Annotated in this window: 21 protein-coding genes and 1 tRNA gene; 11 read left to right on the top strand and 11 right to left on the bottom strand. The window is 73.3% G+C overall.

Features of this window, described 5'->3' with window-relative positions; all coding sequences use genetic code 11:
* Positions 1-10: 10 nt before the first annotated feature.
* Both A3CO_RS0118915 and A3CO_RS36070 read right to left on the bottom strand, forming a co-directional pair.
* Entirely contained in the window at positions 11-523 is a 513-nt protein-coding gene (locus A3CO_RS0118915) for a hypothetical protein (protein WP_018333812.1), read from the bottom strand.
* An 18-nt stretch (positions 524-541) separates the two neighbouring features.
* On the bottom strand, positions 542-985 hold the full coding sequence (locus A3CO_RS36070; protein ID WP_018333811.1) for a MarR family winged helix-turn-helix transcriptional regulator: 444 nt from the start codon (positions 983-985) through the stop codon (positions 542-544).
* An 81-nt stretch (positions 986-1,066) separates the two neighbouring features.
* Between A3CO_RS36070 and A3CO_RS36065 the strand changes: the two genes are divergently transcribed.
* Positions 1,067-3,196: an HNH endonuclease signature motif containing protein gene (locus A3CO_RS36065; RefSeq protein ID WP_018333810.1), complete on the top strand. Its 2,130-nt coding sequence runs from the start codon at positions 1,067-1,069 to the stop codon at positions 3,194-3,196.
* A 5-nt stretch (positions 3,197-3,201) separates the two neighbouring features.
* Here A3CO_RS36065 and A3CO_RS0118900 read toward each other — a convergent pair whose 3' ends face one another.
* From A3CO_RS0118900 to A3CO_RS0118890, 3 genes are all read right to left on the bottom strand, one after another.
* A complete protein-coding gene (locus A3CO_RS0118900) occupies positions 3,202-3,996 on the bottom strand; it encodes a class I SAM-dependent methyltransferase (RefSeq protein ID WP_018333809.1) in 795 nt (264 codons plus the stop codon).
* Positions 3,997-4,035: 39 nt separating this feature from the next.
* Positions 4,036-5,349, bottom strand: a complete 1,314-nt coding sequence (locus A3CO_RS33115; protein WP_245561540.1) for a ferredoxin reductase family protein — start codon at positions 5,347-5,349, stop codon at positions 4,036-4,038.
* Between the two features lie 97 nt (positions 5,350-5,446).
* The gene (locus A3CO_RS0118890) at positions 5,447-6,382 is read right to left on the bottom strand and encodes an esterase-like activity of phytase family protein (RefSeq protein WP_026204764.1); all 936 of its coding nucleotides are present in this window, start codon (positions 6,380-6,382) and stop codon (positions 5,447-5,449) included.
* A gap of 154 nt (positions 6,383-6,536) precedes the next feature.
* Between A3CO_RS0118890 and A3CO_RS0118885 the strand changes: the two genes are divergently transcribed.
* Positions 6,537-7,397 carry an NAD(P)-dependent oxidoreductase gene (locus A3CO_RS0118885; protein WP_018333806.1) on the top strand — a complete coding sequence of 287 codons (861 nt, stop codon included), beginning with the start codon at positions 6,537-6,539 and terminating at the stop codon, positions 7,395-7,397.
* On the opposite strand, the gene A3CO_RS0118880 is transcribed toward A3CO_RS0118885, so the two are convergent.
* From A3CO_RS0118880 to A3CO_RS0118870, 3 genes are read right to left on the bottom strand one after another with little or no spacing between them, the layout of a single operon-like run.
* On the bottom strand, positions 7,394-8,194 hold the full coding sequence (locus A3CO_RS0118880; protein ID WP_018333805.1) for a hypothetical protein: 801 nt from the start codon (positions 8,192-8,194) through the stop codon (positions 7,394-7,396). The genes A3CO_RS0118885 and A3CO_RS0118880 overlap by 4 nt on opposite strands.
* Positions 8,195-8,198: 4 nt before the next feature.
* A complete protein-coding gene (locus tag A3CO_RS0118875) occupies positions 8,199-9,152 on the bottom strand; it encodes a sigma-70 family RNA polymerase sigma factor (protein WP_084682078.1) in 954 nt (317 codons plus the stop codon).
* Positions 9,149-10,291 carry an NAD(P)/FAD-dependent oxidoreductase gene (locus A3CO_RS0118870; protein WP_018333803.1) on the bottom strand — a complete coding sequence of 381 codons (1,143 nt, stop codon included), beginning with the start codon at positions 10,289-10,291 and terminating at the stop codon, positions 9,149-9,151. Before A3CO_RS0118870 ends, A3CO_RS0118875 begins: the two co-directional genes overlap by 4 nt.
* 212 nt (positions 10,292-10,503) lie before the next feature.
* Between A3CO_RS0118870 and ppsA the strand changes: the two genes are divergently transcribed.
* Positions 10,504-12,900: a phosphoenolpyruvate synthase gene (ppsA, locus tag A3CO_RS0118865; protein ID WP_033414601.1), complete on the top strand. Its 2,397-nt coding sequence runs from the start codon at positions 10,504-10,506 to the stop codon at positions 12,898-12,900.
* A gap of 86 nt (positions 12,901-12,986) precedes the next feature.
* Positions 12,987-13,232 (top strand): hypothetical protein, encoded by a 246-nt coding sequence (locus A3CO_RS0118860; protein ID WP_018333801.1) that lies wholly within the window; start codon positions 12,987-12,989, stop codon positions 13,230-13,232.
* Here the strand turns inward: A3CO_RS0118860 and A3CO_RS33110 are convergent.
* Positions 13,211-13,873, bottom strand: a complete 663-nt coding sequence (locus A3CO_RS33110) for a class I SAM-dependent methyltransferase (protein ID WP_018333800.1) — start codon at positions 13,871-13,873, stop codon at positions 13,211-13,213. The two genes, A3CO_RS0118860 and A3CO_RS33110, sit on opposite strands and share 22 nt — an antisense overlap.
* A gap of 106 nt (positions 13,874-13,979) precedes the next feature.
* On the opposite strand from A3CO_RS33110, the gene A3CO_RS0118850 reads away from it, so the two are divergent.
* Complete coding sequence (locus tag A3CO_RS0118850) at positions 13,980-14,675, top strand: GntR family transcriptional regulator (RefSeq protein ID WP_018333799.1); 696 nt, start codon at positions 13,980-13,982, stop codon at positions 14,673-14,675.
* Positions 14,676-14,690: 15 nt separating this feature from the next.
* On the opposite strand, the gene A3CO_RS0118845 is transcribed toward A3CO_RS0118850, so the two are convergent.
* Positions 14,691-15,020 (bottom strand): Rieske (2Fe-2S) protein, encoded by a 330-nt coding sequence (locus tag A3CO_RS0118845; protein WP_018333798.1) that lies wholly within the window; start codon positions 15,018-15,020, stop codon positions 14,691-14,693.
* Between the two features lie 115 nt (positions 15,021-15,135).
* Between A3CO_RS0118845 and A3CO_RS0118840 the strand changes: the two genes are divergently transcribed.
* Positions 15,136-15,423: a hypothetical protein gene (locus A3CO_RS0118840; RefSeq protein ID WP_018333797.1), complete on the top strand. Its 288-nt coding sequence runs from the start codon at positions 15,136-15,138 to the stop codon at positions 15,421-15,423.
* Here A3CO_RS0118840 and A3CO_RS33105 read toward each other — a convergent pair.
* Complete coding sequence (locus A3CO_RS33105) at positions 15,410-16,351, bottom strand: nicotianamine synthase family protein (protein ID WP_018333796.1); 942 nt, start codon at positions 16,349-16,351, stop codon at positions 15,410-15,412. The genes A3CO_RS0118840 and A3CO_RS33105 overlap by 14 nt on opposite strands.
* Before the next feature lie 56 nt (positions 16,352-16,407).
* Between A3CO_RS33105 and A3CO_RS0118830 the strand changes: the two genes are divergently transcribed.
* The 5 genes from A3CO_RS0118830 to A3CO_RS0118810 all read left to right on the top strand — a co-directional run bounded on the left by A3CO_RS0118830 (position 16,408) and on the right by A3CO_RS0118810 (position 20,523).
* The gene (locus A3CO_RS0118830) at positions 16,408-16,752 is read left to right on the top strand and encodes an ArsR/SmtB family transcription factor (RefSeq protein WP_026204759.1); all 345 of its coding nucleotides are present in this window, start codon (positions 16,408-16,410) and stop codon (positions 16,750-16,752) included.
* 74 nt (positions 16,753-16,826) lie between these two features.
* Positions 16,827-16,904, top strand: a tRNA-Leu gene (locus A3CO_RS0118825).
* Between the two features lie 259 nt (positions 16,905-17,163).
* Positions 17,164-17,802: an ANTAR domain-containing response regulator gene (locus A3CO_RS0118820; protein WP_018333794.1), complete on the top strand. Its 639-nt coding sequence runs from the start codon at positions 17,164-17,166 to the stop codon at positions 17,800-17,802.
* A gap of 141 nt (positions 17,803-17,943) precedes the next feature.
* Positions 17,944-19,146 (top strand): branched-chain amino acid ABC transporter substrate-binding protein, encoded by a 1,203-nt coding sequence (locus tag A3CO_RS0118815; protein WP_026204758.1) that lies wholly within the window; start codon positions 17,944-17,946, stop codon positions 19,144-19,146.
* 156 nt (positions 19,147-19,302) lie between these two features.
* Positions 19,303-20,523: a branched-chain amino acid ABC transporter substrate-binding protein gene (locus tag A3CO_RS0118810; RefSeq protein WP_051085998.1), complete on the top strand. Its 1,221-nt coding sequence runs from the start codon at positions 19,303-19,305 to the stop codon at positions 20,521-20,523.

Genomic DNA, 20,523 nt, shown 5'->3' with positions numbered 1-20,523 from the left:
GTGTCCGACGTCAGGCCGCTGCGAGGGTCCGGCGGCGCGCCGGACGCCGGCGCCAGGGCGTCCGGCCCCACGGCTTGGCGACCGACGCCCACGTCATGAGCGGGAACGCCGCCATGCTCACGAGCGGGCCGACCACGAGCGGACCGGCGACCGGACTGGGGGAGGTGCCGACGGCGATGCTCTCCTCGACCCACACGCCCACGCAGAACGTGCTGTAGAGGATCACCGCGACCGTCAGCCCGAGCTTCACGAGCACCCACCAGTACGTGACCAGCCCCCACGGCGTGACCAGGCTGAGGACCACCCCGGTGGCGAGCGCGAGGAACGCCCCGGGGATGACGAGCCAGCGGTCGATCGTCGAGACCAGTAGGTAGCAGGCCCGCCGCAGCTCGACGTCGTCGGTCACGGCCGCCGTCGAGGTGAGCACGACGTTCGCCGCCCCGGCGCCCATCCAGCCGAGCGAGACGACGACGTGGGCGAACACGAGCAGGTGGCGGGTGCGCTTGCCGACCGAGGAGGCCACATCGGGGAGTCCCCGGTTTCAGGGTCCTGAAACGCGGGTGGCCACGCGGTTCAGGAGGGTGGTGAGCGTGGCCAGCTCGTCGGGGTCCAGGCCGAGGGCCTCGGCGCGGTCGGCCGCCTCGACGAGCGGGGTGGCCCGGGCGAGGACTTCGTGGCCGGCGTCCGTGAGGTGTACCGGGGCGGGACGACCGCGGCCGGTGGCGGTGCGCTGCAGGTAGCCCGCCGTCTCCAGTCCGGGCAGCAGCTCGCTCATGCTCTGCGGGGTCATGAGGCAGCGTCGAGCGAGTTCGGACGAGGTGGCGCCCGGGGTGTTGTCGAGCTGGACGAGAACTCCGAACTGCGTCGGACTGAGCCCGACCGGCGCGAGGGTGCGGGCCAGGCGGGGCGCCAGCAGCAGGTGGGCCCGGATCACCGACCAGCTCGGCAGTGCCGCCACCCGTTCGTCGCTCCAGAGCTCGGGCACGCGCGGACCCTAGCCCGCCTCCGGCGAAGTTGCTCCGAACGGCCTCTCGATCTTGTCGAACATGTGTTCGATACTGGGTGCATGGTGATCGCGGCAGGGTTCGACCCCGAGGCGGGGTCGCCGTTGCCGTGCCCGCCGGGGGACGAGGAGCCCGACGAGCCGTCGTTCGAGGTGCCCGGTGACGCCGAGCTGACGTGGTGGGCGGCGCTGGATGCCGGGGTGCCGGCGCGGGAGTGCCCGTGGCCCGACGACGAGCCGGTCGTGGCCGAGGAGCCGGCGTGGGCCGTGCCCGGGGTGAGCTCTGGGTGTGAGCCTGTCTCGGAGGGGCTCTCCGCCGGGACGCAGGCGCTGTTGGACGAGGCCGCGGCCGCCGCGTGCGCGCAGCGCACAGCTCTCGGACGGCTGTACCGGGCGGTCACCGCGTTGGGACGTAGTGACGTGTTGGCCCAGACGCACTACAAGAAGCTGTCGCGGCTGCTCGAGGACCACCTGCGCCTCGACGCCCACACCATCACCGCGCTCTCGACGCAGGCCGCAGCCCTGCACCCCACCGTGACNCCGTCCGGGACCGCCACGCCCGCGGACCTGCCCGCCACCGCCGCGGCGGTCGACGACGGAGCGATTGGCGACGGGCACGTGGAGATCATCCGCAAGACCATGCACCGCATCCGGACGGTGGCGGGGTTGGCGCCGGCGGTGGGTGACACCGCCGAGGAACAACTCGCCGGGTTGGCGACGATGTTGTCGCCGCGGCGGTTGGCGACCGCGGCGAAGGTGATCGCCGACCGGCTCGACCCCGACGGCGCCGCCCCGATCGACGACGACCCGTCGGGCAACGAGTTGCACTACCGCAAGCGNCGCGACGGCACCCTCACCGCGAAGCTGCTGCTGCGTGATCCGGCCGCGGTCGCCCTGTTCGACGACGCGATCCGCGCCGCCACCCCCGCCCCCGCCTCCGCGTCGTGTGCCGACCCCGAGACGGGGTTGCCGCCGGTCACCGAGGACGGCCGGCAGGTCGGGGCCGACCCCCGGGTGGAGGCCCGCAACACCAGACCCTGCCGGCAAGCGACCGGGCTGTTGGATTTGCTGGCCGCCTCCCACCGCGCCGGTCTCGATCACCCCGAGTCCGAACAACACCCCGGCAGCCCCACCGCGTCGATGCCGCTCCCGGACCTCGACGACCACGACGACACCGGCCCCGACGACGACCTCCCCGGCAACGCCACCGCCCCCGGGTCCCCTGGCGACGACCGCAACGGCACCAGCGACGGCATAGCCGCTGACGGCGACGCGGACACCCGGGCCATGGACGGTGACGCCGACACGAAGGCGCGCACCGGCTCCGCCGAGGCCGACGCCGACGCCGAGGCCGACGCCGACGCCGACGCCGACGCCGACGCCGACGCCGAGGCTGACGCCGACTCCAGTGCGGACTCCGCCGCCGACGGCGAGCCCGCCGCATTCGGACCCGCGTCACCGAACGCGAACGACGTGTTCGACGACGTCGAGTTCGACGAGCTCCGCGACGAGACCGGGCACGACGAGACCGGCGACGACACCGACGGCGAGACCGACGCGTTCGGTTCAGTCGGGTCAGCGCCGGACGGCACCGCCGATCCGGCACCCGAACCCGGAAGCCTCGGCCCTGAACCGCCGCCGCCCCCGCCGTGGACCCCACCGGAGCCCGGGGCGATGGCCCTGCCCGGCCGCGAACGGGTCACCCTCACCGTGACCCTGGACTACGACACGCTGCGCCACCAGCTCACCGACACCAGCCAGACTCTGGCGCTGCTCGGGGACTCCGCCTGGATCCGCCCCGACACCGCCCGACGCCTGGCCTGCGACGCCGATGTCATCCCCCTGGTCCTCGGCTCCCACGGCGAGGTCCTCGACGTCGGCCGCAAGACCCGGGCCGTCCCCACCGCCACCGCACGCGCCGTCACCCACCGCGACCGGCACTGCGCCTTCCCCGGCTGCCGACGACGCGCCCACACCACCGAAATCCACCACATCGTCCACTGGGCCGACCACGGCGACACCGCACCCGACAACCTCGTCTGCCTCTGCCGCTATCACCACGACCTCGTCCACCACGCCGGCTGGACCGTCGCCATGCTCGACCACCAGCCCTGGTTCACCCCACCGCACTGGCTCGACCCCACCCGAACACCACGACACAACCGGCCGTGGACCCTGATCACAACGGCGTGACCGCGTCAGGCTGGCCGTGGCTCGGCGAGGACGGTGGCCCAGACGTGGGTCATCGTGCGGACGTCCCCGTCCCGCCCCGGACGCAGGCCTGTGGCGGGTCCACCGGCGAGTTCTGCGTCGAGCTGGCGCCGGATCTCGTCCCGGTCCGCTTCCGGGGTGTGGCTGCGCTCCATCCAGTCCTCGACGTCGAGCGGGTTGTCCCGCAGCTCCGTGGAGATCGGGGTCGCACCGGCGTCCGTGAGCAGCCCGTGGATCTCGGTGGTGCTCAGCGTCCGGCCGTGGCTGGGGTCGCGGAGCCGTTCGAGGTGGGTGTTGCGGTCGACCAGGTCCGGGTCGGCCTCGTCGGGCTCGAGGACGAGGTCGGTGATGCCGATCCGACCGTCCGGGCGCGCGACGCGGACCATCTCCCGGACGACCGCGGCCGGGTCGGCGACCTGGTGGAGGGTGAGCCGGCAGACGACCAGGTCGAACTGGTCGTCGAGCCAGGGGAGAGCGGTGGCGTCCCCGACGGCGAACGTGATGTTGCGGAGCCCGGCGTCGCGGGCGATGCGATCGCCGTGGGCGAGCATCTCCGGCGTCAGGTCCAGGGCGCTGACGTGGCCCAGCCGGGGCGCGAGGGCCCGCCCGAGGTGCCCGGCACCGGACGCGACGTCGAGGGCCTGCTCGCCGGGTCGCGGGGCGAGCCGGTCCACGATCCAGTCGAGGTTGCTCGCGAACACGCCGGTGTCGGTGAAGGTCGGGGCCTGGAGCCGGAACTGCTCGAGGACCTTCGCGTTGTGCTCGTCCCGGCTGCGGTCCACGGACCGATCATCGCCCCCGGGGGCCGCCCGGTCGAGGGCCTACGGCGTCGACACCCGGCGGTTGCGCTGCACCGGGATGGCGCCCGACCAGCCGAACTGCTCGCTGTGCACCCGCTCGGCGGGGACGCCGAGCTGCTCGATCGCCGCGAGCGACCCGGCGAGGAGCGACGGCGAGCCGCACACGAACCAGTCGAGGTGGCGGCGGCCCCGGCCGGGGATCACCTCGTCGAGCAGGGCCGCGTCCACCCGCCGCCCGGACGTCCGCGTGATCCGCAGGTCGAGCCGGCGGGCCAGCGACGCGAGCTCGGGCTCGAACAGCGGCTCGTCGGGGCGTTGGGCGACGACCATGTGCAGCGGGCGTGGGTCGGCCGAATCGGCCAGGGTGCGCAGCATCGACATCATCGGCGTGATCCCGACACCCCCGGCGATCAGCACCAGGCCCGGTGCCTCGGGCGTGGCGGAGAAGGAGCCGTGCGGGCCGTCGAGCCAGACGCGCGATCCCGGCGGGAGCGACGCCAACGTCGTCGAGAAGTCCCCGCTGCCGCGGACGGTGAGCTCCAGCCGGCCCGTGATCTGCGCGGACGAGGCGATGGTGAACGGGTGCTCCTCGCTGCCGAGCACCGAGCGGCGCAGGCGCAGCCACACGAACTGGCCCGCGTGGAACCGCATCCCGCGCTGCAGGTGGACCGGGGCGAGGACCAGCGTCGCCGTCGAAGGTCCTTCCGGGCGGACGCCGTAGACGACGTACGCGCCGTGGCGGGAGAACAGCGGCCGCCACACCCACCGCAGGAAGAGCACGGCGAGGAAGCCGAGGATCAACGCGGAGAGGACGACCCGCATCACCGGGTCCTCGAGCAGGTTGCCGAGCCAGAACACGTGCAGTCCGGCCAGCACGATCGCGGCGGCCGCCAGCAGCGCGTGCACCCGCGCCCACACCTCGTAGCGCCGACCCGACCGTCGACCCCAGGCGGCGACGAGTCCGACCGCGACCATGGCCGTCGTCGCCAACCACCCCCACTGGATCGACAGCGACGCCGCGAAGGGGTTCCAGAGCTTCGGCGACCGGACGACGGCGACCGCCAGGTGCACCAGGGCAGCGACGATCGCGGCGATCCCGAGCCAGCGGTGGGTGCCGATGATGCGGTCGATCCCGAAGGTCCGTGTGAGGGTCCGCAGCCGCGCGGGGGCGAGCATCGTGACCCCCATCGTCACCAGCGCCACCACGCCGACGGCCGTGAGGATCACCGAGAGCGGCTTGCCGGACCCGGTCCGCCAGACCGTCAGCGCCACCGGCCCCAGGAGCAGGAGGGCCGCCACCGCCGTCCAGATCGTCCGTCGTGTCGCGAGATGCACGGGGCGCGACGGTAGGGAGGCGCACGGTGACGACTCCCCGAACCTGAGAACGCCGACGATCAGTGGTGCGGTGGGCGCGACGAGAGGCGGGACCCGTTCAGAGAGTCGTCCGCAGCCGGTAGGTGCGGGTGATCTGCTGCGGACTGTCGTTGTCGTCGGACACGAGCAGCAGGTCGAGCGCGCCATTGGGCTCGCGGCCGGTGATCGTCATGCCCTCGATGTTGTCGAGCAGCGGGTTGCGTTGCGGCTGCTTCGCGGTCGCGCCCAGCGACGGGCAGGCGCCCAGATCGGCGAGCACGCTGACGGTCGCCGGGCTCGTCCGCGGGTCGACCAGGACGAGGTGCACGGTGTTGCCGGTCGCCTTCTCGTACCCGCGCTCGAGAGCGAGCAGCCGCCCGTCGCCGATCGCGACGAGCTCGGAGACCCCCAGGTCGGCCGGCAGCGGCATCGGGATCTCCGGCCCGGGGACCCCACCGCGCCAGGTGAGCAGGCGCGTGTCGGTCTCACCGGTGAGCGGCTTCTCCAGCGACGCGACGAGCGTGTCGTCGGGCTGCAGCGCGAGGCCCTCGAACGTCGCGTTGTCCTGCGTCCGTCCGACAATGTCTGCCGGGATCGGCAGGGCGCCGAGCAGCCGTCCGTCGGGGGAGTAGCGCAGCACCTGCGGCCCGGTCTCGTCGCCGATCAGCAGCGATCCGTCCCGGTCGATGACGAGCGACTCCGAGTCGAGCGGCTGCCCGGCAGGATCGGCGAGCACCACCGCCGTCAGTGGACGGGTGGCGGACGCGTCGAGCGTCAACAGGACGGAGCGGTCGGAGAGTGCGAAGAGAGTGCCGTCGGCCCGCCTGGCGAGCGCGGACAGGTTGCCCACCGTCTGCCCCTGGAACGTCTGCCCCTCGAGGGCGTCGGAGTACGACGCGATGCTCGTGCTCGGCGAGCACGGCCCCGGACCGCTGTTCCCGACGGCCGGTGGGGTCGGGCCGGGTGCGCCGCACCCGGCAAGAACGAGGGCGGCGGCGAGGAGGAGGCGGCGCACTCCCGGGAGCGTGCCCGACGCGGGTGGCCCGCCGGTGAACGCGGTGACCGACGCACCCTCCGCGGACGGTGCCGTCCCGCTCGCGCCGTACGTCCGGGTCCGCACGACGTCACGTGTGGCGCCCGCGCAGACGGGCGACCCGAGGGCCATGAGCATGACGGTGGCCGTACTCGGCACGGGACTGATGGGCTCCGGGATGGCGCGCAGCCTGCTCCGCGAGGGGCACACGGTCCGCGCGTGGAACCGGACGCGGGAGAAGGCCGACCCGCTGGCGGACCACGGCGCCACCGTGGTCGACACCGCGGCCGAGGCGGTCGACGGCGCCGACGCGGTGATCACGATGCTGTTCGACGCCGACGCGGTGGCCGCCACGATGTCCGACGCCCTGCCGAGCTTCGGCGAGCGCACCGTGTGGGTCCAGACCTCCACGGTCGGCGTCGACGGCATCGAGAAGCTGGCGCGGCAGGCGTCCGACGCGGGCGTGGACTTCCTCGACGCACCCGTCGTCGGGACCCGGGGGCCGGCGGAGCAGGGGAAGCTCGTCATCCTGGCGTCGGGGGACAAGGACGTCGTCGAGCGCGTGCAGCCGGCGCTCGACGCCATCGGGCAGAAGACGGTCCACGCGGGCGACGTCGGCACCGGCAGCCGGCTCAAGCTCGTCGTGAACGCGTGGCTCTCGACGGTCGTCGGCGGGGTCGCCCAGTCGATCGCCCTGGCCGGTGACCTCGGCCTGGACCCGCAGCTCTTCCTCGACACCATCGACGGTCAGGCGCTGGACAGCCCGTACGCCCAGCTCAAGGGCAAGGGCATGATCGAGAACGACTTCGAGCCGTCGTTCGCCGTCGACGGCGTCCTCAAGGACACACACCTCATCCTCGACGCCGCGCACTCGTCCGGGACCTTCACCGGGCTGCTCGCGATGCTGGCCGACCGGCTCTCCACCGCCGACCGCGCCGGCCACGGGGACGAGGACGCCGCCGCGGTGGTGCTCGCCTACCGGGCGCACCGCGACTAGCGGCCGGGTCCGACCACGGCGTCGGGGTGCAGGTGCTGGTCGGCGACGAGGGTGAGTAGCCGGCGGGCCGAGCGCGGGGAGTCGACGACGCCGGCCGGCACCGCACCGCGGGTCTGCCGGTACGCCCGCCCGGCGAGGTCCTCGAGCAGGTCGGTCACCGGGCCGTCGTCGGCGAGCCGGAGACCCCGGTGCAGGCGCCCCGGCGTGCCGTAGGTGCGCTCGGCGTACTCCGGGAAGACCCCGGCGAGGAAGAGCGCGCCGTCACCGATCCGACGCCAGACCCCGGGGCGCTCGGCCTCGGGGACGTCGGCGAGCAGGTCGGCGAGGCGGGTCAGGTCGAGGTCGTCCCAGCGCCGCCGGCGCCAGCCGTGGTCGTCGCGACGCCAGACCACCCCCGACGTCAGGCGCGCGTAGGAGTTCAGCAGCTCGGCCGTGAACAGCCGGTGCTCCGGCTCGGTGGCGAAGGCGGCCAGCTGGGGCCCGTCGAGCACGGGGACGCGGGCGCGTGGTCCGGTGCGGTCGAGCACCGACGCGCGCCCGACCAGCCCGCCCGACGTGCGGTGCACGGCCGCCGCGAAGACCAGGAACGGCGAGACGTACCGGAAGCGCTCCCCGGGGTCGTGCTGCGCCGAGAGCACGGCGTCGGCCACGGCCGGGCGGTCGAGCAGATCCAGCACGAGCTCGGGTCGGCGCCGCAGGGCCGGCACCTGGTCGGGGCGGTCGCCGGTGAGGGCGAGCAGGTCACGGTCGGTGAGGTGTTCGCCGTAGCGACGGGCCACCGCCTCACGTGAGGTCATCCCCTCATGCTGCCTCCACCGCGCGCAGCTTGCCCGGGTTCAGCTGGGCCGCGAGGTGGACGAGACGCCCGGTGTCGGCGTCGAAGGCGGCCTGCATCACGACCGTCAGGACCCCGTCCACGCGCACGGACACGCCGACCGACCCGTTGACCTCGCCGACCTCGATCGTCGCGGTCGCCGCCTGGCGGGCCAGCCCGGCGACGAAGCGCGCGATGCGCTCCCGGCCCTCGACCGGTCGGCGCGCCGCGGTCACCACGCCGCCGCCGTCCGACACCGCGACGGCGTCGTCGGCGAGCAGCTGCTCCAGCGCGGCGAGGTCCTGACCCGCGGCCGCGGCGAGGAAGCGGGCGAGGAGGTCGGCGGCGCGGTCCGGGTCGGCCTCGAACCGACGGCGTCCCCGCACCCGGTCGCGGGCCCGGTGCAGATGCTGGCGGACGGTGGCCTCCGGGAGGTCGAGCAGCGTCGCGACCTCGGCGTGCGGGTGCCCGAACGCCTCGTGCAGGACGAACACGGCCCGCTCGGCGGGGGAGAGGGCCTCCATCAGCTGGAGCACGCCGAGCGAGAGCGTCTCCCGCTGCTCGGCGGTCTCGAGCGGCCCGAGGTCGGCGCCGCCGTCCGTGCGCACCGGCTCGGGCACCCAGGGCCCGACGTACTCGGTGCGCCGCGCCCGCAGCGACGTCAGTCGGTTGCGGCAGAGGTTGACGACGACGCGGGTGAGCCACGCGGGCGGGTCGCGCACCTCGTCGCCGGCACCGGCCCAGCGCAGCCACGCGTCCTGCACCACGTCCTGCGCCTCGTGCAGCTCGCCGAGCATCCGGTAGGCGAGCCCGGTCAGCCGCCCGCGCTCGGCCTCGAACACCTCGGGGGAGACGGAGCGCAGCGGGGCTCGACCGTGGTCGGGGGAGACGGAGCGCAGCGGGGCTCGACCGTCGTCGGCGACCCCGGCGGTGGTGGTCATGCGCTCGTCGGGATCCACGGGTGGCGCTGGACGCGCAGCGCGTTGACCACGATCGCCTCCTTCACCGCCGCCGCGAGCCGTCCCGTCAGCACGGTCTCGCGCGGCGAGTCGTCCGCGTGCACGAACTGGACCAGCCCGTCCCGGCGGCCCAGGCTGACGCACCGGAGCGCGTACCGGAAGTGCAGTGGCTCCGGTGTCGTCCCCGCGAGCACCGCCGCCACGGTGCGGGCGGCCTGCTGCGCCTGGGGCATCCCGGTCGCACAGGCCATGCGCAGCGGCTGCCCGTCGGGGCGGGTCGCGGCGGCCGCGTCCCCGATCGCGAGCACGTCGGGGTGCGAGGTCGAGCGCAGGTCCGGCCCCACCCGCACCCGCCCGGTGTCGTCCACGGCGAGCCCGGCCCGGCGGGCGAGGTCGGGCACCGCGAACCCCGCGGTCCCGACGACGACGTCGGCCGCCACCCGGGTGCCGTCGGCGAGGGCGAGTCCGTCGTCGTCCGCGGCCACGGCGCGGGCGTGCTCGCGGAGCACGACGCCGAGCCGGGCGCAGACGCGGCGCACGTGGCGGGCGCCGCGGACGGACAGGTCGTCCTCCAGGGCGCGGGCACCGACGAGGGTCACGTGGTGCCCGTGCTCGGCCAGCTCGGTGGCGAGCTCGAGGCCGGTGAGCCCGCCGCCGACGACCGCGACCCGTCGCGGTCCGGCCGCGAGCCGCTCGCGGAGCCGGGCCGCGCCGGGCGCCGTCGACACGTCCTCGACCGGACCCGGGAGCGCACGGGGGTCGGCGTGGCTGCCGACGGCGTGGACCAGCAGGTCGTAGTCCTGCGCGCCGCCGCCGCGCAGTGCGACGCGGTGGGCCGCGAGGTCGACGTCCTCGGCGCGGTCGTCGACGAACTCCACGCCGGTCCCGGCGAGCAGGTCGACGAACCGCGGCGCGGCCGCGGCGCTTCCCACCGCCGCCTCGTGCAGGCGCACCCGCTGGACGAAGCGGTCGCCGTCGTTGACGAGCGTGATCGCCGCGTCCGTCCGCGCCGCCAGGGCCTGCGCCGCGAGCTGCCCGGCGTACCCGCCGCCGAGCACCACCACCCGTGCCCGCGCGCGGGACCCGCCCCGACCCGTCGTCGGGAACATCCGGACCGTCATGGCCGACCTCCTCGTCGCTGCTGTCGAGAGGAGGACCGCCGGGCCGGACCCGGCGTGACAGCCGCGAGCGTGAGCCGCAGCACACACCGCCCGGACCCCGCCGTTCGGCCGGGTGTCGTACCGGTCCTGTTTTCCGATCAACGACGACAGGGAATCTGAACGGCGTGTGAGGTCCGCGCGGCGTCGTGCGGACCCGGGACGGAGGGGCCGAGATGGACCACGTGCGCTGGCTGGAGACGCTGTCGTCGAGCGACGTCGATGCCGTCGGGGGGAAGAACTCCTCGCTCGGCGAGATGATCCAGAACCTGGAGTCGGCCGGGGTACGCGTCCCCGGGGGCTTCGCGACGACCGCGGACGCCTACCGCGCGTTCCTGTCGGCCAACGGGCTCGACGACCGGGTGCGGGAGCTGCTCGACGGGCTCGACCCGAACGGCGACAAGCTCGCCGAGGTCGGTGCCGCGATCCGTGACGAGTTCACGAAGGCGGAGTTCCCGGACGACACCGCCGACGCGATCCGCGAGGCCTACGCCGAGCTCTCGCGCCGGTACGGCACCGAGAACGTCGACGTCGCCGTGCGCTCCAGTGCCACCGCGGAGGACCTGCCGGACGCGAGCTTCGCGGGCCAGCAGGACACCTACCTCAACATCACCGGCGCCGACGACCTCATGCGCGCCTGCAAGGACTGCTTCGCGTCGGTGTTCACCGACCGAGCGATCGCCTACCGCACCGAGCAGGGCTACGACCACCTCGACCTGGCCCTCTCCGTCGGCGTGCAGAAGATGGTGCGCTCCGACGAGGGCAGCGCCGGCGTGATGTTCACGATCGACTCCGACACCGGCTTCCCCGACACGATCGTCATCAACGCGGCCTGGGGCCTCGGCGAGAACGTCGTCGGCGGCGAGGTGACGCCGGACCAGTACACGGTCTACAAGCCGTTCCTCGACGACGAGAAGCTGGTCCCGATCGTCGAGAAGTCGGTCGGCGCCAAGGAGAAGACGCTGCAGTACGCAGCCAAGAAGAAGGACGGGGGGGACCCCGAGCAGGCCGGCGACACCACGGAGAACGTCGACACCCCGGAGGAGCAGCGCAACCGCTTCGTCCTCACCGACGACGAGATCCTCGAGCTGGCCCGCTGGGGCGCGACGATCGAGAAGCACTACGACCGGCCGATGGACATCGAGTGGGCCCGCGACGGGCGGACCGGCGAGCTGTTCATCGTGCAGGCCCGGCCGGAGACCGTGCAGTCGAACGCCGGGGCCGGGACGCTGCAGACCTACCGCCTCGACGAGACCGGCAGCGTCCTCGTCAGCGGGCTCGCGATCGGGCAGGCCGTGGCGTCGGGCGCGGTGCAGTTCATCGCGTCGGCCGACGACATCGACACCTTCGAGGAGGGCCGCGTCCTCGTCACCGAGATGACGGACCCGGACTGGGTGCCGATCATGCGCAAGGCGGCGGCCATCGTCACCGACCGCGGCGGGCGGACCTCGCACGCGGCGATCGTCTCCCGCGAGCTGGGCGTGCCCGCGATCGTCGGGACCGGCGACGCGACCTCGGTGCTCTCCGACGGCCAGGAGGTCACGATCTCCTGCGTCGAGGGCGACCAGGGCCAGGTCTACGAGGGCCTGCTCGAGTACACCGTCGAGGACCTCTCGCTCGACGACGTTCCCGAGACCAAGACCCGCGTGATGATGAACATCGGCAACCCGGCCGCTGCGATGCAGTGGTGGCGGCTGCCGGCCAAGGGCATCGGGCTCGCCCGCGTGGAGTACCTGGTCAACAACGTCATCCAGGCCCACCCGCTGGCGCTGCTGCACCCCGACCAGGTCGACGACGAGGCCCGGGCGCGGATCGAGGAGCTCACCACGGGCTACGACTCGAACGAGGAGTACTTCGTCGAGCAGATGGCCCGCGGCATCGGGGTGATCGCCGCCTCGCAGTACCCGGAGCCCGTCGTCGTGCGGCTCTCGGACTTCAAGACCAACGAGTACGCGGGCCTCATCGGCGGGACGGCGTTCGAGCCCGACGAGGAGAACCCGATGCTCGGGTGGCGCGGCGCGTCGCGCTACTACAGCGACGACTACAAGGAGGCCTTCGCGCTCGAGTGCCGCGCGCTGCACCGCGTGCGCGTCGAGATGGGCTTCACCAACGTCATCGTCATGGTGCCGTTCTGCCGCACCCCGGAGGAGGCCGACCGCGTCCTCGAGACGATGGCCGAGTTCGGCCTCGAGCGCGGCCAGGACGAGCTGAAGGTCTACGTGATGGCGGAGATCCCGTCGAACGTCCTGCAGGCCGACGAGTTCTCGGAGCGCTTCGACGGCTTCTCGATCGGCTCCAACGACCTCACCCAGCTCACCCTCGGCATCGGCCGCGACGACGACCGGCTGACCCACCTGTTCGACGAGCGCAGCCCTGCCGTCAAGAAGATGATCTCGATGTTGATCGAGACGGCACACGCGCACGACCGGTACGTCGGCATCTGCGGCCAGGGCCCGTCGGACCACCCGGAGCTCGCGGAGTTCCTGGTGGAGCAGGGCATCGACTCGATGTCGCTCAACCCCGACAGCGTGCTCACGGTGATCGGGAAGGTGGCCGCGGCGGAGCAGAAGTAGCCCTTCCCGACGACGGGTCGGTGCAGGATCCGCAGCTGCGCTGCGGATCTTGGCGGACCCGTCGTCGGGGTAGTGGGATTCGCGGCATGAACGAGTGGATCGCCGAGGTGGGCTCCGACAACGCCGCCTACCTCGCGACGTCGACGCGGACGTCGGTCCTGGCCCGCGAGTACCGCCCGGAGGATCTCGGCGACGGTCGGATCCGCTACTCGAAGGCGGCCCTCGGGGCGTCCCGCGAGCTCTCCGAGGAGGAGGACGGCGCGATCACCGACGATGCCGACGGTCTGCGGGTGTGGGTCGGGGACGACGCCTACGAGCTCGAGGAGGTCTGACCCGCCGGCCGCTCCCGTCGTCGCACGCGGGCGAGGACGGCGGGGAGGTCGACGAGGTCGCCCATCGCCGCCCCGGTGACGCGGCCCTGGTCGGGGTGGGTCACCCGGCCGCGGTAGGTGGCAGGCCCGAGGCTCTCGACGCGCCAGTCGGACTCGGCGAACGCGGCGGTCACCGCGTCGTCGTCGATCTGCGGCCCGAACCCGGGGCCGCGCGTCGAGAGCGCGAGGACGACGACCCGGCCGCCGGGCTCGACGACGTCGGTGAGGGCCCGGGCGTAGCGGGCCCGGTCGTCGGCGTCGAAGACGTGGAGGAGGGCGCTGTCGAGCACGGTCGCGAAACGGCCGAGCCGGGCCGGGTCGAAGGCGTCGGCGACGACGAAGGCCGCCTCGACCCCGGCGGCCGCGGCCGTGGCGCGGGCCCGGTCGACGGCGGCGGGGGAGGCGTCGGCACCGAGGACGTCGTAGCCGAGTCGGGCCAGCAGCACGGTGTGCTCGCCGGCGCCGCACCCCAGGTCGAGGACCGGGCCGACGATCCCGCCGTCGCGCTCGAGGTCGACGATCGCGGGCTGCGGTGCGCCGATCACCCAGGGCGGGTCCCCGGCTCGGTAGGCGTCGTCGAACGTGGACGGGGATGGGGTCACGGTGTCCTCCCGGGGCTCGGTCGTCCCGGAGGACGGTCCACCCTGAAGTGCCGTCGAGGTCAAGTCCGGAGCGATCGTTCAACGATCCGGCGAGTCGTACGCTGTGATGGTGAACGACCCGGTCCACCCCGTGCTCGAGGCGCTGGCGGGCGTGCACGTCGTGCAGACCTCCTCCACGGCCGAGCGCGTGGCCGATGCGGTGCGCGAACAGGTCGTCGAGGGCCGACTGACACCGGGCGTGCGGTTGCCGGAGCAGGCGTTCTGCGACGCGCTCGCGGTCTCCCGCAACACGCTGCGCGAGGCGTTCAGTCAACTCGTCGCCGAGCGCATCCTCGTCCGGGCGCAGCACCGCGGGGTGTTCGTGGCGACGCCGGACGTCGCCGACGTCCGGGACGTCTACCGGGCCCGGCGGCTCGTCGAGCCCGAGGCGGTCCGGCACGGGGTGCACGCCCTGGACCCGGTCGGGGGCAAGGCCCTGCGCGCCGCGGTGGACGAGGGGCGGGCCGCGGCGGCGGCAGGTGACTGGACGGGCGTGGCGGACGCGAACCAGCACTTCCACCGTGCCGTCGTCGGGCTGGCGGGCAGCACCCGGCTCGACGCGTGGATGGCGCTGCTGCTGGCGGAGATGCGGCTGATCTTCCACCGCATCGGCGCCGTCGAGGACTTCCACGCGCCGTACCTCGAGCGGAACGCCACGGTGGCCGACCTCGTGGAGCAGGGCCGGCTCGACGCGGCCGCCGCGGAGCTCGACGCGTACCTGGCGGATGCCGAGACCCGGATCGTCGCCGCGCTCGACGACTGAGCGGGGCCGGCGGCGTCAGACCTCCACCCACACCGCGCCGTCGTCGATCCGGCAGGGGAAGCTCGTCACCGCCTCGACCGCGGGGATCCCGCGGGCCTCGCCGGTGTGCAGGTCGAAGGTCGAGTTGTGGGCCGGGCAGACGATCTCGTCCTCGGGGGTCACGTGTCCCTCGGACAGCGACTGCCCCTGGTGGGTGCAGGTGTCGTGCACGGCGCACGCCTCGGTCCCCGACAGCAGGACCACGCACACCGGCGTCCCGTTCAGCTCGACACGGAGCGGCTCACCCTCCTCGAGCTGGTCGACGTCCGCGACCGCCTCCCACGCCATGACGGCCCCCTCGCCCACGAGACTGGTCGCCGTGGTTGCCCGATCGGTGCTCCCCGTAGTCCTGCTGGGCGCGTGCGGGCGGCTCGCACGCGGGTCCTGACGCAGGACGTGTTCCCCGCGTAGCGTCGGGGGCATGGCCGGATGGATACGACCATGGTTCCAACTCGTCGAGATCTCGGTCTCGGCGCCGATCGTGATCGGGGTGCGGACGGCGCGGATCGTCATGACCGGGCGGCCTCCGGGGCCCGCCGAGCGGCGCGAGATGCGTCGGATGGTCACCGAGAAGGCCCGGGCGTTCACGCAGGCGGGGCACGCGGCCCTCACCCGGCCGCCGAGCGACGTCGCCGGTTATCTGGGCGGCGTGCTCGCGCCCGTGCACCGGACGGTGCGGTCGAACCGGCGTCGGCTCATCCGCGTCTGACGCGGGCCACGACCACCGAGTTCACGACGTCGGTGAAGGGGTGGACGACCGAGAGGGTGTCCATCCCGGGCAGGTCGTGCGGGTCGAGGACCGGGTAGAGCAGGCCGCGCAGGGAGTGGGCGCTGCGGGCGAGGACGAGCGTGCCCGGCGTCAGGCATCGCGCGAGGTGCTCGAGCAGCGCGAGCTTGGCGTCGGGATCGAGGCCCGCGAGGGCGGCGAGGTAGACGAGGTCGTAACCCGCCAGGTCCTCGTGGTCGACGACGTCGCCGAGGTCGAACCGCAGGCCGGTGCGCCCGAGGGCGCTGGCGAGCGTGTCGGCGAGCGCGACCGCCTCCGGGACGCGGTCGAGGTTGTCGACCTCGCAGCCGTACCGCTCGGCCAGCAGCAACGAGGTCAGGGGGAGCGGGCCGGAGCCCACGAACAGGACCCGCCCGACCTGGTCCCCGACGAGCCCGGAGACCGCGTGGTGCTCGAGCCGGGTCAGGTCGACGTAGTTCTGGTGGTAGGGGAATCGGGCCAGCTCGGCGGCGGGATCGGGTGCCGCCACGACCCGCCGGGCCCAGTGCCGCTCGAGCTCGAACTCCCCGGCGGCGCACAGCTGCCGCAACTCGGGCAGGAGGGTCCGGACGGCGGGATCGGCGAGGACCGCGTCCGCGTCCCGTGCGGCCGACGGGTCGACGGCGAGGGCGACGAGCCGCCCGAAGAGATCGTCGGTGCGCGGGCCGGGCGCGAGGTCGGTGCACGCGGCGAGCGCCTCGTGCAGGGCCCGGACCTGCGTGACGACCGCGGCCCGCGTCGACCCGGTGTCGGCGTGTCCGCAGCCGTGGACCGCGGGGCGCGCCGGGCGGGACGTCGGGTGCGGTGGAAGCTGGTGGGACGGGTGGGTCGGGTGGGCCACGGAACGACGGATCGGCATCGAGCTCGTCATGATCGTTCGGCCTCCACGATGGTGCCCGGCGGGAACACGTGCCAACATACGTGCTCGTGTGCGCACGCAACACCACTGAACCGGTCGACCCGTGGCAGGAGCTGCCGACGGACGATCGCGTCCAGGAGGTCGTCGACGGCCTGCGGATGTTGGCCGACCCGACGCGTCTCCGGCTGTTGTGGCTGCTCTGCGGAGGCGAGCTCGACGTCTCGACCCTCGCGGCCCGCCTCGGCGTCGCCCGCCCCGCGGTGTCCCAGCACCTGGCGAAACTCCGCCTCGTGGGCCTGATCATGCAGCGCCGGGACGGTCGTCGTGTCCTCTCCCGGGCCCGCGACCACCACGTGGGGGAGCTGCTCACCGTCCTCGTCCACGACGCCGGGCACCGGCTCGCGCAACGGTGAGCGGAGGAAGCCGAACCGCGTCGATCGGCGCGTCGTGCCTGCACTAGAATTGAGTGGCACGACTTAGTGGAGTAGCCCCCGTAGCCCAATCGGCAGCAGGCAATGGTCTCAAACTCCATACAGTGTGGGTTCGAATCCCACCGGGGGCACCACATTCGGCGCGAGGGCCACATCAGGCAAGTTCTCCGGCCCCGCGGGATGCCTGGCGTGCACCTCACGGCGGCGGCACCCGTCCGCCGGCCCACTGTGAGAGCGCCCTCATCGTGGCGCTCGTCGTCGACGGGGCCGCAGGCCACGTGGCTAGGGTGTCCTGAATCGAACCCGCCAGCGCGGGGACGAGCATCGGCCCGCTCCTCGGGGGAGACACAGGGCGGGATCGAGCGGCAGCGACGCGCACAGGAGGACCCGCCCATGAGCCAGCAGGCCGCGGACATCGTCGTCGGGGCGGACACCGCCCCCGAGCCGCAGGAGACGCCGCGCGAGGCGCTCCGCGTGCTGGTCGCGGAGGACGAGGCGCTCATCCGGATGGACCTCGTGGAGATGCTCCGCGAGGAGGGTTACGACGTCGTCGGCGAGGCCGCCGACGGGGCGCAGGCCGTGGAGATGGCCCGCAGCCTCAAGCCCGGCCTCGTCATGATGGACATCAAGATGCCGGGAACGGACGGCCTGGAGGCCGCGACCACCATCGCGCAGGAGCGGATCGCGCCCGTCGTCATGCTGACCGCGTTCAGCCAGCGCGAGCTCGTCGACTCCGCGCGGGACGCCGGCGCGATGGCCTACCTGGTCAAGCCGTTCACCAAGACCGACGTGGTGCCGGCGATCGAGGTCGCGGCGAGCCGTTTCGCCGAGGTGCGGGCCCTCGAGGACGAGGTCGCCGGGCTGACCGAGCGCCTCGAGACCCGCAAGACCGTCGAGCGGGCCAAGGGTCTGCTCATGGCCAAGAAGAAGATGACCGAGCCCGACGCCTTCCGCTGGATCCAGCGGACCGCCATGGACCGGCGCACCTCGATGAGGGTCGTCGCCGACGCGGTGATCGAGACGTTCGGCTGAGCCGGACCGACACGGTCGGCCCTGAGACGAACGCGATGACGGTGCGTCGATGGGCCGCCTGAGTGACGCGGCACGCTGACCTGCAGTAACAGGACGACCCGGCCCCGGGCCTCACCTGATCGTGACCTACGGTGTCCGGCCATGAGGCGTTCCGCTGCTCTCGCGACGGCCGTGGTCGTGGTGGCCCTGACCGTCACCGCGTGCGGCTCGGGCGCCTCGCCGGGGAGCTGCGACACGGACCGCGGCACGCTGACGCTGGGCCTGATCGCCCCGCTCTCCGGCGACCTCGCCAACATCGGTGCCGGGATGCGCAACGCCGCCGATCTCGCGGTCCGCGAGGCCAACGAGCGGTGCGCGGTCCCCGGGTACCGGCTCGCGCTCGACGCCCGGGACGACCGCGCCGACCCGCCCACGGGGGCGGCCGCGGCCCGGCAGCTGGCGGCGGACCCCGGCCTCGTCGGCGTGGTCGGCACGTACAACTCCTCGACCGCCCAGGCCGTGCAGCCGGTGCTGGGCGACGCCGGCGTGGTCCAGGTGTCGCCGGGCAACACGAACGTCTCGCTCACCCGCGGCGCCAACCCGGTCACCGCGCCACTGCGGCAGTACCAGACCTACTTCCGCGTGGTCGCCACCGACGCCGTCCAGGGCCCGCTCGCCGCGAACTACCTCGCGGGGACCGGGCGCACGCGCGTCGCGGTCGTCAGCGACGGCAACACCTACGGCGAGGGCCTCGCCGGGGAGTTCGTCAAGCAGTTCCAGACCCGCGGCGGCCAGGTCGTGCTCCGCCAGGTCCTCCCCGCGAGTGCCCCGCCCGCGGCCCGCGACGCGACGGTGGCCGCCGTCCGCGCCGCCCGCCCCCAGGCGGTGTTCTACGGCGGCGAGTACCCGGCGGGCGGCCCGCTCGCGGAGGCCCTGGCCGGGGCGGGCGGCCCGCTCATGGGCGGGGACGGCCTGGTGAACCCGGGCTACGCCGCCGCCGGGGGACAGGACGGCGATCTCGGCACGTCGGTGGGCGCCCCGCCCGAGACGCTGCCCGCGGCCCGCGGGTTCGTGGACGCCTACCGCGCCGCCGGATACGCGGAGGGCTACGGCGAGTACGGCGCCTTCAGCTTCGACGCCGCCGACGTCGTGATCGACGCCGTGGCCGGCGTCGTGAATGGGCGTGGTGGCGGAGAGTGGTCACCCGATCAGCGACCTGCGGTGGTTCAGGCGGTCCAGTCCACGGACGTCGACGGGGTGACGGGACCGTTGTCGTTCGACCGGTTCGGTGACGTCAGTTCCGACGCCGTGACGGTGTATCGGCTGGTCGGAGGCCGATGGATCCCGGAGCGTACCCAACCTTAAGCGCTTGCGTCACGGGGACCCCATTTCCGGCAGATGCGACGTTACGACCTCGATACCAACTGGACGCCCGCTGTTCCTCGCGAAGATTTGGGTCTATGTTTCCCACCCGACCGGCGGAGTTTGGAACTCCGACGGTCGCTCTGCGAGCACACCAGCATGGAGGTTCTTTCAGTGGTCCGACGTCGGTTCGCCGCCGCGGGCGCCCTGGTCGCGGCAGCGGCCCTGGTGCTCTCCGGCTGCGCCAACCAGAGCGGGAGCGGCCCGGCGCAGACCAGCGCAGCCCCCGCCCCCGCCCAGCCGAACAACGCCGTCCTGCCCGCGGGCGACGGCCAGGGCAAGTGCGCACCCGGTACCTCGATCGCCTACGTCGGCACCCTCGCCGGCCAGAACGCGGCCCTCGGGCAGGCGATCGCGAACGCCACCGAGCTGGCGGTCAACCAGCACAACCAGGCCAACGCCGGGTGCAAGGTCACCCTGGTCAAGGCCGACTCCGGCGGCACGCCGGACACCGCGGTGGGCCCGACGCAGGCCGTGATCAACAACCAGGCCGTCCTCGGCATCGTCGGCCTGCCGTTCTCCGGTGAGTCGAAGGCCGTCGGCCCGGCGCTCAACGCCGCGGGCCTGGTCAACATCACGCCGTCGGCCACCAACCCCGGCCTGACGAAGAACGGCTGGACCAACTTCTTCCGCGGCCTCGGCAACGACGCCGTCCAGGGGCCGGCCGCCGCCAAGTGGATGCAGGGGAAGTTCAACCCGCAGAAGATCTGCGTCATCAAGGACGACTCCGACTACGGCATCGGTCTGGCCACCGCCGTCTCCCAGGCGCTCGGCCCGCAGGTCGCCTCGTGCCAGGGCGACGTGAAGACCAACCAGAAGGAGTTCTCCGCGACGGTCGGCCAGGTCCAGCAGGCCGCCCCGCAGGCGATCTTCTACGCCGGCTACTACACCGAGGCCGCGCCGCTGATCCAGCAGCTGCGTGACGCCGGCGTCCAGACGCCGTTCGTCGCGCCGGACGGCGTCAAGGACGAGCAGTTCGTGGTCAACGCGGCCGGCTCGGCCAACGGCTCGTTCCTCACCTGCCCCTGCGTCCCGCAGGAGGGCTTCACCGCCTTCACGCAGGCGTACCAGCAGGCCTACAACACCCCGCCGCAGACCTACTCGGCCGAGGCGTACGACGCCACGACCATCCTGCTGCAGGGCATCGACAAGGGCGCGAACTCGCGTCCGGCACTGCTCAACTTCGTGCGGTCCTACAACGGCCAGGGTCTGACGAAGAAGTTCCAGTGGCAGCCGAACGGCGAGCTCACCGACACCCCGGTGTACGTCTACCGGGTCGACGGCGACAAGATCGTCACGGACTCGCCGATCTCCGGCTGA

The sequence above is a fragment of the Actinomycetospora chiangmaiensis DSM 45062 genome, from assembly GCF_000379625.1.
Taxonomy (GTDB): domain Bacteria; phylum Actinomycetota; class Actinomycetes; order Mycobacteriales; family Pseudonocardiaceae; genus Actinomycetospora; species Actinomycetospora chiangmaiensis.
Note: the sequence above shows the minus strand (reverse complement) of the source record. Positions and strands in the feature narration are given on the sequence as shown.

Coding starts and splice junctions, on each gene's coding strand:
- A3CO_RS0118885 (WP_018333806.1), top strand. CDS start 6,537: ATGACGGTGGCCGTACTCGGCACGGGACTGATGGGCTCCGGGATGGCG.
- A3CO_RS0118880 (WP_018333805.1), bottom strand. CDS start 8,194: ATGACCTCACGTGAGGCGGTGGCCCGTCGCTACGGCGAACACCTCACC.
- A3CO_RS0118875 (WP_084682078.1), bottom strand. CDS start 9,152: ATGACCACCACCGCCGGGGTCGCCGACGACGGTCGAGCCCCGCTGCGC.
- A3CO_RS0118870 (WP_018333803.1), bottom strand. CDS start 10,291: ATGACGGTCCGGATGTTCCCGACGACGGGTCGGGGCGGGTCCCGCGCG.
- ppsA (WP_033414601.1), top strand. CDS start 10,504: ATGGACCACGTGCGCTGGCTGGAGACGCTGTCGTCGAGCGACGTCGAT.
- A3CO_RS0118860 (WP_018333801.1), top strand. CDS start 12,987: ATGAACGAGTGGATCGCCGAGGTGGGCTCCGACAACGCCGCCTACCTC.
- A3CO_RS0118850 (WP_018333799.1), top strand. CDS start 13,980: ATGGTGAACGACCCGGTCCACCCCGTGCTCGAGGCGCTGGCGGGCGTG.
- A3CO_RS0118840 (WP_018333797.1), top strand. CDS start 15,136: ATGGCCGGATGGATACGACCATGGTTCCAACTCGTCGAGATCTCGGTC.
- A3CO_RS33105 (WP_018333796.1), bottom strand. CDS start 16,351: ATGACGAGCTCGATGCCGATCCGTCGTTCCGTGGCCCACCCGACCCAC.
- A3CO_RS0118820 (WP_018333794.1), top strand. CDS start 17,164: ATGAGCCAGCAGGCCGCGGACATCGTCGTCGGGGCGGACACCGCCCCC.
- A3CO_RS0118815 (WP_026204758.1), top strand. CDS start 17,944: ATGAGGCGTTCCGCTGCTCTCGCGACGGCCGTGGTCGTGGTGGCCCTG.
- A3CO_RS0118810 (WP_051085998.1), top strand. CDS start 19,303: ATGGAGGTTCTTTCAGTGGTCCGACGTCGGTTCGCCGCCGCGGGCGCC.